At 38.1% G+C, this 12949-nt stretch carries 13 protein-coding genes; 7 read left to right on the top strand and 6 right to left on the bottom strand.

Features of this window, described 5'->3' with window-relative positions; genetic code table 11:
* Window positions 1-386: 386 nt before the first annotated feature.
* The 5 genes from DK207_RS14140 to DK207_RS14120 all read right to left on the bottom strand — a co-directional run bounded on the left by DK207_RS14140 (window position 387) and on the right by DK207_RS14120 (window position 4336).
* On the bottom strand, window positions 387-941 hold the full coding sequence (locus DK207_RS14140) for a peptidylprolyl isomerase (RefSeq protein WP_109441737.1): 555 nt from the start codon (window positions 939-941) through the stop codon (window positions 387-389).
* A gap of 127 nt (window positions 942-1068) precedes the next feature.
* Window positions 1069-2139 (bottom strand): alpha/beta hydrolase, encoded by a 1071-nt coding sequence (locus DK207_RS14135; protein WP_213066243.1) that lies wholly within the window; start codon window positions 2137-2139, stop codon window positions 1069-1071.
* Between the two features lie 241 nt (window positions 2140-2380).
* Window positions 2381-2578 (bottom strand): hypothetical protein, encoded by a 198-nt coding sequence (locus DK207_RS14130; protein ID WP_109441735.1) that lies wholly within the window; start codon window positions 2576-2578, stop codon window positions 2381-2383.
* A gap of 283 nt (window positions 2579-2861) precedes the next feature.
* Window positions 2862-3092 (bottom strand): hypothetical protein, encoded by a 231-nt coding sequence (locus DK207_RS14125; RefSeq protein WP_005086115.1) that lies wholly within the window; start codon window positions 3090-3092, stop codon window positions 2862-2864.
* Window positions 3093-3481: 389 nt separating this feature from the next.
* Window positions 3482-4336, bottom strand: coding sequence for an MBL fold metallo-hydrolase (locus tag DK207_RS14120; RefSeq protein ID WP_109441734.1), 855 nt, complete (start codon window positions 4334-4336; stop codon window positions 3482-3484).
* A gap of 107 nt (window positions 4337-4443) precedes the next feature.
* Between DK207_RS14120 and DK207_RS14115 the strand changes: the two genes are divergently transcribed.
* From DK207_RS14115 to DK207_RS15855, 4 genes are all read left to right on the top strand, one after another.
* Window positions 4444-5337: a LysR family transcriptional regulator gene (locus DK207_RS14115; protein WP_109441733.1), complete on the top strand. Its 894-nt coding sequence runs from the start codon at window positions 4444-4446 to the stop codon at window positions 5335-5337.
* Window positions 5338-5496: 159 nt separating this feature from the next.
* On the top strand, window positions 5497-6042 hold the full coding sequence (gene grpE, locus DK207_RS14110; RefSeq protein ID WP_109441732.1) for a nucleotide exchange factor GrpE: 546 nt from the start codon (window positions 5497-5499) through the stop codon (window positions 6040-6042).
* Between the two features lie 187 nt (window positions 6043-6229).
* Entirely contained in the window at window positions 6230-8173 is a 1944-nt protein-coding gene (dnaK, locus tag DK207_RS14105) for a molecular chaperone DnaK (RefSeq protein ID WP_005086107.1), read from the top strand.
* 104 nt (window positions 8174-8277) lie between these two features.
* A complete protein-coding gene (locus DK207_RS15855) occupies window positions 8278-8454 on the top strand; it encodes a hypothetical protein (RefSeq protein ID WP_171293697.1) in 177 nt (58 codons plus the stop codon).
* 3 nt (window positions 8455-8457) lie between these two features.
* On the opposite strand, the gene DK207_RS14100 is transcribed toward DK207_RS15855, so the two are convergent.
* Window positions 8458-9342, bottom strand: coding sequence for an MBL fold metallo-hydrolase (locus DK207_RS14100; protein WP_109441731.1), 885 nt, complete (start codon window positions 9340-9342; stop codon window positions 8458-8460).
* A 164-nt stretch (window positions 9343-9506) separates the two neighbouring features.
* Here DK207_RS14100 and DK207_RS14095 point away from each other — a divergent pair, with 164 nt between their 5' ends.
* The 3 genes from DK207_RS14095 to DK207_RS14085 all read left to right on the top strand — a co-directional run bounded on the left by DK207_RS14095 (window position 9507) and on the right by DK207_RS14085 (window position 12940).
* Window positions 9507-10418: a matrixin family metalloprotease gene (locus tag DK207_RS14095; protein WP_109441730.1), complete on the top strand. Its 912-nt coding sequence runs from the start codon at window positions 9507-9509 to the stop codon at window positions 10416-10418.
* 432 nt (window positions 10419-10850) lie between these two features.
* Window positions 10851-11765 (top strand): matrixin family metalloprotease, encoded by a 915-nt coding sequence (locus DK207_RS14090; RefSeq protein ID WP_109441729.1) that lies wholly within the window; start codon window positions 10851-10853, stop codon window positions 11763-11765.
* Window positions 11766-12136: 371 nt separating this feature from the next.
* On the top strand, window positions 12137-12940 hold the full coding sequence (locus DK207_RS14085) for a matrixin family metalloprotease (protein ID WP_109441728.1): 804 nt from the start codon (window positions 12137-12139) through the stop codon (window positions 12938-12940).
* Window positions 12941-12949: the final 9 nt, after the last annotated feature.

The following is a 12949-nucleotide window of genomic DNA, read 5'->3' as shown; positions in this document are numbered from 1 at the left end:
TCAATTACTGACTTATATATTCGCTCAAATAAACTTCGAGAAATTTAAACCAATTAATCAATGAAATATTTTCGATCGATCAACCAGTAAAAATCCACACAAGTTGTTCTTCTATTCTCTTAATGATTAATTTCTTACCTCGTCAGCAAGAAATTAACGCAAAACACTACCTACAACCTTAACCCTGTGAGCTAAGATATTTTCGTGTATCGCGTCGGGATGAGGTGCATTATAGGAGTTTTTTAAAAGCGTGCAAGCTTTTTTAAATCACTGTATTCTCAAATGTTCTTTTTTTGTGCATAAAAATGATTTTATTCATACAAAAAACACAACAACCATATGAAATAGAAGCAGAAATTTTTTATTTGCATTTCTGCTTCGTTTTTCTATTTTTTGTTTTTTATTTGAACACTAATGATTTTAATCGGTTGTTTAGGCACATTTTGATGCAATCCCTGATTCGCTGTAGGTACATTTACGATTTTATCAACGACCTCCATGCCTTTCGTCACTTTACCAAAGACGGCGTAACCTGCATCCATTGCTGACCGGTTTAAAAAGTGATTATCTGCGACATTAATAAAAAATTGACTCGTTGCAGAATTAGGATCACGTGTACGCGCCATTGCTAAAGTACCACGCGTGTTTTTCAAGCCATTACTTGCTTCATTTACGATTGGTGCTTTGGTTGTCTTTTCCACCATATTGGCATCTAATCCACCCCCTTGCACCATAAAGCCAGGAATCACGCGATGGAAAATAGTACCTGCGTAAAAGTTGCTTTTCACATAACTTTCAAAGTTTTTTGCTGAAACTGGCGCTTTATCATCAAAAAGTTCAATTTCGATATTCCCCATACTGGTTTTCATTTCAACCATTGTATTTGCAAATAAAGGGCTGCTTGCGAGTAATAAACTAGCCGTAATAAATAACTTTTTCATCTTTATATTCTCAGTCTAAAAATAGATTTAACCGTGAAGTGTAATTCTAGTTTTGCACACTCATCTTTACTATTTTTATTTGTTAAGTGCTATGTTCCACGTGAAACATAGCACTCCTGTCATCTGATTAACTATGCTTATCCCAGAACTTTCTGAAGTTCCGTGCAATTTCGATAGTGTTGCGTCTTGCCTTGGAGGAAATAGGCGTTAGATTGATAAAGCCATGGGTTTGATCTGGATAGTCCATATACTTCACTTTAACGCCATTTTGTCTAAGTTTATGGCTATAAATTTCACCTTCATCATGGAGTAAATCATGCCCTGCAGTAATTACATAAGCAGGTGCAAGTTTTCTTAGACCACCATAGGTTGGAGAAATTAATGGATCATCCAAAGCAACATTGTGTTGAGTCGCATAATAATCTGTCACATAGTCCACATCTTTACTGGTCAGCACCAAGCCTTCACCATATGCATAAAATGATGGATGTCTGCTTTTAAAATCGACTACAGGATAGAAAAGTAGTTGTGCTTGAGGCGCATAGGCCTTACCCACCGAATGCTGTGCAACCACAGTACTAATGTTTCCGCCAGCACTATCACCCGCAACTGCGATACGATTTTTATAAATCTTTAACTGACGGCGATTTTGATATACCCATGCCAACGCATCTTCACAGGATTGAATCAGCTGTTTAGGTGAGGCTTCTGGTGCCAATGGATAGTCAATACTCATGACTTGAACTTTTGCATACTTGGCAATTAGACGACATGCTTCATCATGTGTACCTAAACCACCTACCACAAAACCGCCACCATGATAGAACACGATCATCGGCAGTTTTTTACTGGGTGCAGGATGATAATGTCTTGCGAAAACAGTACCACTTTGCAAAGGTAAACGAATATCTTCCACAGATTCGATAAATGTCGATTTATTGAGGATGGCAAGCATCTGTGCATCAAATTGACGTCGAGACTCGATTGGATCATCACCAATGAAGCCAATGCGTCCTTGTTTAATCTGAACCGCCATCAAACATTTGGTAAATGCATCCAAATCCGGATATTGATGTGAATATCCGAGAATCTTGGCTAAAGACTCTTGCACAAATGTAGGTAACTTATCGAGCGCTCGTGCAGCAGGACCTTGTCCATGATCTAAAATGGTTTGTATTTTTTGAGGTATTGCTGTCACTTTTTGTCCCCTATTTACGCTATCCATCGTTCTTTTCCTCTCGACTATATGCCTATCCAAAGCGATAGATCAAGAATTTCAAAATATTTTGTACGCTATAGCGTTGGTTTTCAAAAGTCATTAACCATTATGCTTATCAATGACTATTATTTAAGTCAATTAACTCAGTTAAGGCCTATTTAAAGAACCCCAAAGTCATCATTCAGCACTTTTGAGTTCTTGCCAGAGTGGATATGCAAATTTATTTGCGACCCGCGGCGGCTGAACCTGAGATATTGACACCAACTTGTCCAGGTTGAACCTGTGCCTTGACTCCTCCTGTTTGAACGCCATGAGAGCCAACGCCAACATTGGTCGAACCTGTTGCTTCAACAGAAACACAGCCAATCATGCTAGTGATGATGAGACTTAATACAGAGACTAAAGCAAATTGCTTCATATATTTTCCTTGACTATTTCTATATACACTTTTGTTGTGCATCCTCATCATTACGATTTTAAGAATTAATGTATAGACAGGATTGGATTTTTTTATTGTCAGTTTGGCAAATTTTCTCACTAAATAAGGCGCTAGATGAGAACAAAAAAACTAGAATCAAACCAATGATTCTAGTTTTTTCAATTCATTCGACATCCCGAACACAGCATATATAGCAGTATATGATTCGATCGATCTATTGGCATCAATATGATGATCTATTGTGTTTGAAGGTCACTATGCATTACTGTGCTGAAGCTTCTGCATCAACTGCGCCAGATACATCTGCTGATGCGCCGCTATGATCAACTCCCATAGATGTATCCGCTTGAATACCAACACCACCTTGAACTCCTGTTGGACTTGCACTTGTTTGCGCTGAGCCTGATGCTTCTAAACCACCTTGAGTTGAGCAACCTACTGCTGTTAACGCAACACCAGATACAACCATAGAAATCAATGCTAACTTTTTCATTACGTATTTCCTTTCATTATGACTAAAAGCAAAGTTGTCTTTGCGTTGCCTATGATTCACAATTTTTTTCTAGGACGTGATGAGGATTAGTTGCAGTTTGTTATTTATGCAGGATGTTTTTGCAATTTTTATTAAATCAGTTCACTTTATTATTCACGCTCTAGGGTATTTACCTGATTGTCATAAATCACCAATAATTTAGTTACTTAATGAATGTAGCTTAATTCTGAATGACACAATAAGGCCATCAGCTTATGTTTTTATAATTCATAGAAACACCGCACAATCCTCTCATAACATTACAATTACGTAATTTTGGTTAAAAATAAATGTAGAACAAATAAAAAACCGTGGAAAACCACGGCTTTTTTCTAATCTCCACTGCTAGATTAAGGCCACTGCATTTCACCTTTAACCACTTTAGCACCTAGCTCAAGGCTACTTGACTCACCTAAAGTTGGATACTGTTTTTGCATCATTTTCACCAGCTCAGCCGAGTTGTTTGTGCTTTTCACAGCTTTCTCATATTGCTTCAAATAATCAATCGAGAAATTCACCGCATCCAGTCCTTCTGCCGCCCCTGCTTTCATATGTGCAGGCACCACCATTTTTGGATTTAAGGCCTTTATACTTTCTAAAGACTGTACCACCTCGGCACGATCTTTGGCTGTTGGAGTATCGGCGGTCCACAGATGGATACCTGATGAAACTGGAATTCCGCCAACGACCGCTTGAGCACTCGGAATCCATAAGTAAGTGAGTTCTTTCTTACCTTTAATTTCGATATTTTCATTTTCGAATTTTAAGTTTTTAGCCGTATATACTTGCGGAACAATAATTTTACTCGGTGCATTAGCCCCCATTTTCGGACCCCAATACGCCACTTTTAGCGCCTGAGTATCTTGAATGTGCTTTACTGTTTCAGGCGTTGCAATGATTTGTACGTTTGGGAAATATTGTTTAAATACATCTAAGCCAAAATAAAAGTCAGGATCACCGTAACTGACAAAAATTGTTTTTAAAGTTTTACCGCTGTCTAGGATATCAGCAGCAATGCGCAAAGCTTCTGATTTAGAAAATTGAGCATTGACCAATAACACTTCTTTATCGCCTTCAATCAAGGTTGAAGTCACGCCAAAATGTTCAGGCTGAGCTAGATAGTTCTGGATTTTCAGTTCTTGGGCAAAGGCAGTCGATGTTGCTGCTAAAGCTGATAAAGCAAGGATATAAGGTTTGGTATTCATCTTATCGTCTCCAATCTGATAGGAAACACTTTAAATTGCAATTATTGCTGAATAAACACCCTAAATTAAGATAAAATGTTGCATATCTTGCAACAATGATAATAAACATGGATACCTTAAAAGCCATCCAAGTGTTTGTCTGTATTGCTCAACAAGGCAATTTAAGTAAAGCAGCAGAACATTTAGACTATTCAAAAGCGATGGTTTCGCGCTATTTAGAGCATCTTGAAGCCACATTTTCAACGCGACTGTTTCAACGTAATACCCGCAAAGTTTCACTTACCCCTGCAGGTGAAAAAGCCTTGGTGTATTGTGAAAATATTTTGCAACAACAACAGCTTCTAGAAGGTTTAGCCGCGCCTGAACAGCATAGTGGCACGATTCGCTTTACCTGTGGTTTGTTTTTATTTCAGCTTGGTGTCAATGAATGCATCAAACAGTTCAAAAAACATTATCCGCGCATTCATTTTGATGTGTATTTAACAGAGGATACTGTTGATTTAATCGATGCACATGTTGATCTGGCTTTGCGTATTACCCAGAAAGTCGCTGATGGTTTAATCGCACGTCCTGTCTGTCAAATCGAATCGATCTTTTGTGCGCATCCACATTATTTACAAGATCACCCTCCCCTGTCACATCCGAGCCAGTTGATTCAACATGACTGCATTGCCCACCATACCCATAATCAGTACTGGACCTTATTTGATACAGATCAGCAACCACAGAACTATCCTTTAAATGTTACGTTTAAAAGCAATGATGTGATTGCACTGTATCAAATGTGCCTCAAGGCTGAAGGGATTGCCATGCTTCCGACCTTGCTGGTGCGCCAAGATATTGCTCAACAACGCTTGCAACAGGTATTTACCGATTTTTCAGCGCCTGACCTGACCTTGTCGTTAGTCTATGCATCAAGACAACATTTACCCAAAATCACCCAAGAATTTATTGCATTTGTGATCGAAAACTTAAATTTTTACTTAAATCAGCAAAATTAAAAGATTTAAATTCACCTGAACGCTTGAATTTTGTCGCCTTGCCCATACCTCATCCGTATCAATGAATGACCAAGATGTGGCAGTTCAGGTTTAACCCGATGAGCATTCACGCCAAAAGGACTGTACATGTTTGAGAACTTTTTTAAACGGAGATCATCAATGGCTAATGAGCACAACGAGCAAGCTCAAGACATTCAAAATGAGCAACAAGCTGAACAAACTCAAGCTGAAGGTGTAGAGCAAGCTAACGAGCTTAGCGTTGAAGATTTACAAGCGCACATCACCCAACTTGAAGAAAGCTTGAAACTCGAAAAAGCACGTACAGCCAATGCAGTGTACGAAGCACAAAAAAGTGTAGAACGTATTCAACGTGAGTCTGAAAAGCACAAAGATACTGTGCTAGAAAAATTTGCCAAAGAATTATTGGATTCTGTCGACAATCTTGAACGTGCGATTCAAGCTGCTGGCGAAGAACAAACACCTGTACTTGAAGGCGTCAAACTGACGTTGAAATCACTTCTCACTACACTTGAGAAATTTGGGGTAGTCGAAGCAGATACACAAAATGGTTTCAATGCTGATCTGCACCAAGCCGTGGGTATCGATCCAAATGCCAAAGCCAATGAAATCGGTACAGTGTTACAGAAAGGTTATACCTTAAATGGTCGCCTCCTTCGCCCCGCAATGGTCATGGTCGGTCAATAATTTGTAGCAGCAAAGTATTTATTTGCTCAGAAAGGTAAGAATTTGAGAGTTTTTTCAGTTTTTTTTCATAAAAATGCTTGAAAAAAACCGATTAACTCTCATATCGAATAACAAGAAAATTCCCTTTTACTCCTCCCTACTAAAGAGGAAATTAGGGGATTCACAAAATTTTAGAGGAACATCCCAAATGGCAAAAATTATTGGTATTGACTTAGGTACTACCAACTCATGTGTTGCTGTACTCGAAGGCGATAAAGTAAAAGTAATCGAAAACGCTGAAGGCGCACGCACAACTCCATCGATCATTGCATATAAAGATGGCGAGATCCTTGTTGGCCAAAGCGCAAAACGTCAGGCTGTAACCAACCCGAAAAATACATTATTCGCGATCAAGCGTTTGATCGGTCGTCGTTATGAAGATCAAGCCGTACAAAAAGATATCGGTCTTGTCCCTTACAAAATCATCAAAGCAGACAATGGTGATGCTTGGGTTGAAGTAAACGATAAAAAACTTGCACCTCAACAGATCTCTGCTGAAATCTTGAAAAAGATGAAGAAAACTGCAGAAGACTATTTAGGTGAAACAGTGACTGAAGCTGTTATTACTGTTCCTGCTTACTTTAACGATGCGCAACGTCAAGCAACTAAAGATGCAGGTAAAATCGCTGGCTTAGACGTTAAACGTATCATTAACGAACCAACTGCTGCGGCACTTGCGTTCGGTATGGACAAAAAAGAAGGCGACCGTAAAGTTGCAGTTTACGACTTAGGTGGTGGTACATTCGACGTATCAATCATTGAAATCGCAGACCTTGATGGCGACCAACAAATCGAAGTGTTATCAACCAATGGTGATACTTTCCTTGGTGGTGAAGACTTTGATAACGCGTTAATTGAATTCTTGGTTGAAGAATTTAAGAAAGAACAAAGTGTGAACTTGAAAAATGATCCACTTGCGTTACAACGTTTGAAAGAAGCTGCTGAAAAAGCAAAAATCGAGCTTTCTTCATCAAATGCAACTGAAATCAACCTTCCATACATCACTGCTGATGCAACTGGTCCTAAACACTTAGTGATCAATGTAACACGTGCGAAACTTGAAGGTTTAGTTGCTGATTTAGTTGCGCGTACAATCGAGCCTTGTAAAATCGCACTTAAAGATGCTGGTCTTTCGACTTCAGACATCTCTGACGTGATCTTGGTTGGTGGTCAGTCTCGTATGCCAATGGTTCAACAAAAAGTACAAGAATTCTTCGGTAAAGAGCCACGTAAAGACGTAAACCCTGACGAAGCAGTTGCAATCGGTGCTGCGATTCAAGGTGCGGTATTGTCTGGTGACAAAACTGACGTTCTTTTATTAGACGTAACACCATTAACTTTAGGTATCGAAACAATGGGTGGTGTATTAACACCAATCATTGAGAAAAACACCACGATTCCTGCGAAGAAATCACAAGTGTTCTCTACTGCTGCTGACAACCAGCCTGCAGTAGACATTTCGGTTTACCAAGGTGAACGTAAAATGGCTCAACAAAATAAATTGTTGGGTAACTTCCAATTAGGCGATATCCCACCTGCTCCACGTGGTGTACCGCAAATTGAAGTATCGTTCGACATCAACGCGGATGGTATCTTGAAAGTATCTGCTAAAGATAAGAGCACTGGTAAAGAGCAATCAATCCAGATTAAAGCAAACTCAGGTTTGTCTGATGCTGAAATCGAAGCAATGATTAAAGATGCTGAAGCGAATGCTGAAGAAGATCGTAAGTTTGAAGAGTTAGCGAAAGCGCGTAACGAAGCGGATGCTTTAGTGTCTAGCTCTAACAAAGCAGTTAAAGATCTAGGTGACAAAGTGACTGAAGATGAAAAAACTGCAATCGCTACTGCGGTTTCTGAGCTTGAAGCAGCAACTAAAGAAAATGATGTTGAAGACATCAAAGCGAAAACTGAAGCTTTACAAAACATCTTAATGCCAATCACTCAACGTGCTTATGAACAAGCACAAGGTGCTGGCGGCGCAGAAGGTTTTGATCCAAATGCATTCCAAGGTGGTGATGCTGGTCAACAACAAAAAGCGGACGATGGCGTTGTAGATGCTGAGTTCACAGAAGTTAAAGATGACAAAAAATAATTTGTCTCTTTAAAAAAGACCGCGCGAAAGCGCGGTTTTTTTTTGCATTAAATTTTTATATCCATACTTAAATTCAAATTAGTTTTAGCTACAGTAGAGGCGGCATGGAAGCCGCCCTGTTGGGCTGCGGTAACATGGATGTACTGTCAGCCCAACAAATGGTTTTGCCTACTTTGTCTAAAAACAAAGTAGGATCTTACCTGCGCAAAACATTTAAACTTTACATAAAATTTGAGGCTGTGACTTTCATAAATGAATTAAATCTTATTGATAGAAAGTAACTATTAGGTAGATTTAGATTGATCGAAATAAAGTTCACCCAAGATCGGCATAAATAATGGCTCTACTCCACAAGCTTTAATTTCGTCTAGAAACTCAGGGATATTCACACCAGGTAATAATTGTGGTGGTTGATCAATCGGTGTCACCATCGTATCCCAATGACACGGAATAATATATTTTGGTTTTAGGAGTCTTACGACATCCTTAACATAGTTGGGTCGATATTTACGACCAATTGCACATAAGCAAACGATATCTGCCTGTCTACCCTGCAATTCTTGTTCAATAAAGTCAGCAGAATCAATATGAACTACTGTGAGTTTGCCTGTATCAATCCACCAGTTAAACACTTGCCCATGTCTTAGATGATGAAATTTCGGTGGATATGGTGGTGGTGTGGTCATATCACCTGGTAGAGGCACACGACCAAAAAGGGCTTTGCCATGAATTGAAGGCAGACCAACAACGTGCCATTTACCACAATCAATGACTTCTCGCCCCTTTGTTTCAAACATTTGCGATTCAGACAAACCTGCTGATCGTCCATACATTAAGGTAGCCTTCGAACCAATTAACCGTGCGCCAGTTTGTTTACATACTTCAGGCGCATCCAGAATATGATCATAATGCGCATGTCCAATTAACACATCATCTGCGTTTGGTATATGTTGTCTGACTAATTCTGGATCACTGGGTAAAGCTTGAGTCAGTGTATGCCATAGAGTGGGACGACTGATAAAAGGATCCAGTACCACCGTACGGTGCTGATCCGAAATTATAAACCCCGCCGTGCCTAAATATTTGATTTTTAAGTTTTCGTTTTTCGCTTCGGCTGGAGAGCAAACTGTCCAGGTCGGATCAGGTGTTTTGAGTAAATATTTGAGCATTTTTATTCCTTGGTCTTTTTATTTATCCCTTTCATATAAGGCATTAAAACAAAATCAGTTGTCTGATGATATCATTTCCCGATACCCGCTATTTTTTGTTATAGTCAGTCCTGCAAGCACGATTATTCATATACATTGAGCGCCGTATTTTAGAAGAAAGTAAAATGATTCGTCTGTTGGTTTTTTCAGGATTACTCTTCCTTATCTTATGGTCAGGTTATCAAAGCCATCAGCACCCTCAGCTTAAATTTAATTCCCTACTCGATCGCATTACGCATCCTTTGGATACACGTCTTCGTTATCGTATCGCCGAAGTTGACCCTCGCTTTAAACTTAGCCTAGAGCAAGTACAAGAAATTAGCCAACAAGCGGCTCAAATTTGGAAAGATGGAACGGGTAGAGATTACTTAGTATTTGACCCGAATGCTCAACTAGCCATTCATTTGGTTTACGATCAACGTCAAATTGAAAGTGAACAACGACGTGCTCATTTGAGCCAATTAGAGTTCAACCAACAACAATGGCGTGATAAAAAACAGCAACTTGATCATATCGAACAAGCGCTTGTTGAGACTAAACAAGATTTAAACTTAAAACGACAACAATTAGATCAGCAAATTCAACAATATAATCAAGAGAAAAGAATCGCACACCTCAACCCAGTAACAGGTGCATATCAACAACATCTACAGCAAAAACAACAAAATTTACAATACAACATGGAAGTATTAAAACAAGAAATTACGAGTTTTAATCAAAAAATCAGTAACTTAAATCAAAAGGTTGATGAGCTGAATGCGCTTGACCAGCAATTACACGATGCGGTGAAAGAATATAAGCAACGCTTTCAACCTCATTTATTTCATAAAGGTTTATTTAATGGTAAGCAAATTATGATCTATGAGTTTGAGTCCAAAGATGATTTGCGTTTAACGCTGGCCCACGAATTTGGTCACGCTTTAGGATTACAACATACTGATGATCCGAAAGCCTTGATGCATCCTATTTTGAAGGAACAAAATTTCACTGATTTTCGCCTGACTCAGACAGATCTTGATTTACTCATGGCACGATAGACACAATAAAATCATAGATCGTTTTTTTAGAGCAGATATGAGAAATTTTAGCTGCGCTTTTTTGCGGAAATTTAAGCAAAATAGACTTTATAGCTAAAAAAACGAGCGACCTTTAATGTCACAAATAAACAATTTTTCATCTAAATGTATAAAGCTTTTCAGTTTCTGAATTTTTTTACAAAAGTTAACAAATGGCTGTTTTTTTGGCATTTTTTTCTTAACCCTCTCCTCTTTTACATTAATAGACTGATATTTATAAATTTAATGACGTAGAACAAGTCGAATGATTGATTTTATATTTTGCCTATTATTCGATCTATTATTTTATTTATCCAAATAAAATCACATTTTTTATTTTATTTATTAATTAGATAGCTTTTTGACCCGCCTAAAAAATTACCCAAAAATAAGTTTTATTTTGGGGAAAAGTTCATGCGAAATTTAGCTGTAGCACTCCGTATTGTTACATGTGTATGCCTCGGTATATCGCACGCTAGTCATGCCCAAAATACTTCACATAACGCTCATACACATCATCATAAAACCACTCAAACACCTATATTTTATCGTGTAGCAGAGATTGATCCCCGCTTCAATTTAAGTATGCAGCAAGTGATTCAGCTCACCCAACAAGCTGCGGACATTTGGCATCAAGAAACGGGAAAACAACATTTTATTTATGATCCGGAAGCGAGTTTTAGCATCCATTTGATTTATGATGAACGTCAAAAACAAAGCAGTCATCGTCTTCAAAGTCTCGATGAAATTCATCAACAACAGCAACGATGGGAACACCAAAATCAACAGTTGCAACAAGCTAGAGCAGAACTTGAAAAAAATAATGCGTTGCTTGCCATCAAACAAAATCAACTCACCACCCAATTTCAACAATATAATGCAGATGTACAACGCTTCAACCAACAACGTTCATCATCAAAATCCTTAGCTGATCAGCTTGCGCAACGTCAACAAGCATTACATCAACAATCCAATGCTTTACAGCAAGAAATGAATCGACACAATCTAAAAACCCAACAGCTGAACCAAGAAATTAATAAATTAAATGAAAATAATCAGCAGCTTGTCTCGACAGCGCAACGATTTAATCAGGTATTCAAACCTCGCCTATTCCACAAAGGAAATTTTAATGGCAAACAAATCACGATTTATGAGTTTAGTTCAGCAGAAGATCTTCGTTTAACATTGGCACATGAATTTGGGCATGCTTTAGGCTTGCCACATACCGATGATCCAACTTCACTCATGTATCCTGTGATTCAACAACAAAACCTACAGCGATTTGCACTTACTCATAGCGATAAAGCCTTAGTTAAAGCCATGTATTAATCATTGATAGCACTGCAATGCTCCAATGCATTTTGATTATTTTTCAAACAAACAGTTTTTTATATTAAATGAAATGGAAAATAATTTTAGAACTTGAGTAAGTAATCGCATGATCTAATTTTTAACTGCTAATCGCTTTCTCACATTTCAAATTATAAAAATAAATCTCTGTTCTCGTGTTATTTTTAATCGAATCATTATTCCCAGTACGTCTAATTTATATTTATGAGCTGAATTTTTATACACTTGTATCTTTATTTATTTTCAATAATTTTTATTAACTTCATATATCTAAATGCTTTTTTTTCAAATTGACTAATCATAAAAGCTGATTAAAATACGCCCTTTTTCTTGTTTTATCTCCCCCTATTATGCGTTTATTTCCTCTTTTTTTGGCAATTTGTGCTTACATATTTGGCCATGTAGCCGCCTTTGCTCAGATTTCCACTGTGCAAAACCTCACACCTATAAAATATGGTACTGGTCACCCCTTACATTATCGTATTGCTGATTTTGATCCTCGCTTAAATATCACTCATCAGCAAATGATTGAAATAAGTAAGCAAGCAGCAGCGATTTGGGAAAAAGATACAGGTCAGAACTATTTCGTTTATGATCCGAATGCTGAATTTTCGATTCACTTGGTGATGGATCAGCGCCAAATCCGGAGTTTAAAACGTTCAGAAAATTTACAACAACTTGAACAGCAACAACAGATTTGGTTGAATAAAAACAAACAACTACAAGAGCTTAAAAGACAGTTCGCTTTTTCAGCAGCCCATCTGGAGTCCATGCAACATGAAAACTCAATGGAAACACTGATCTATCAACAACATCTAGAACAGCATCAGCAACTCACCCAACAACTGGATTTGCAAACTCAAAAATCTAAACAACTCTATCAAAAGCTGACACAGGCCATTGAGCAATTTAATCAAACTTTTGCTCCGCAAGTCTTACACAAAGGACAATTTCAAGGAAAACAAATCTTTATTTATGAGTTTTCTTCAATTGATGACTTACGTCTCACCTTGGCACATGAATTCGGCCACGCTTTGGGTCTGAAACATACTCAAGATCCGCAATCTTTAATGTATCCAAGAATCAAACTACAAGATGCGAAAAACTTTAAATTAACCGATACGGATTTGGCGTTATTAGGCTTGTCTCACTGAGGATAGATC

Source organism: Acinetobacter haemolyticus (assembly GCF_900406815.1).
Lineage (GTDB): Bacteria > Pseudomonadota > Gammaproteobacteria > Pseudomonadales > Moraxellaceae > Acinetobacter > Acinetobacter haemolyticus_A.
Note: the sequence above shows the minus strand (reverse complement) of the source record. Positions and strands in the feature narration are given on the sequence as shown.

Coding starts and splice junctions, on each gene's coding strand:
- DK207_RS14130 (WP_109441735.1), bottom strand. CDS start 2,578: ATGAAGCAATTTGCTTTAGTCTCTGTATTAAGTCTCATCATCACTAGC.
- DK207_RS15855 (WP_171293697.1), top strand. CDS start 8,278: ATGGAAGCCGCCCTGTTGGGCTGCGGTAACATGGATGTACTGTCAGCC.
- DK207_RS14125 (WP_005086115.1), bottom strand. CDS start 3,092: ATGAAAAAGTTAGCATTGATTTCTATGGTTGTATCTGGTGTTGCGTTA.
- grpE (WP_109441732.1), top strand. CDS start 5,497: ATGGCTAATGAGCACAACGAGCAAGCTCAAGACATTCAAAATGAGCAA.
- DK207_RS14140 (WP_109441737.1), bottom strand. CDS start 941: ATGAAAAAGTTATTTATTACGGCTAGTTTATTACTCGCAAGCAGCCCT.
- dnaK (WP_005086107.1), top strand. CDS start 6,230: ATGGCAAAAATTATTGGTATTGACTTAGGTACTACCAACTCATGTGTT.
- DK207_RS14120 (WP_109441734.1), bottom strand. CDS start 4,336: ATGAATACCAAACCTTATATCCTTGCTTTATCAGCTTTAGCAGCAACA.
- DK207_RS14095 (WP_109441730.1), top strand. CDS start 9,507: ATGATTCGTCTGTTGGTTTTTTCAGGATTACTCTTCCTTATCTTATGG.
- DK207_RS14090 (WP_109441729.1), top strand. CDS start 10,851: ATGCGAAATTTAGCTGTAGCACTCCGTATTGTTACATGTGTATGCCTC.
- DK207_RS14100 (WP_109441731.1), bottom strand. CDS start 9,342: ATGCTCAAATATTTACTCAAAACACCTGATCCGACCTGGACAGTTTGC.
- DK207_RS14115 (WP_109441733.1), top strand. CDS start 4,444: ATGGATACCTTAAAAGCCATCCAAGTGTTTGTCTGTATTGCTCAACAA.
- DK207_RS14085 (WP_109441728.1), top strand. CDS start 12,137: ATGCGTTTATTTCCTCTTTTTTTGGCAATTTGTGCTTACATATTTGGC.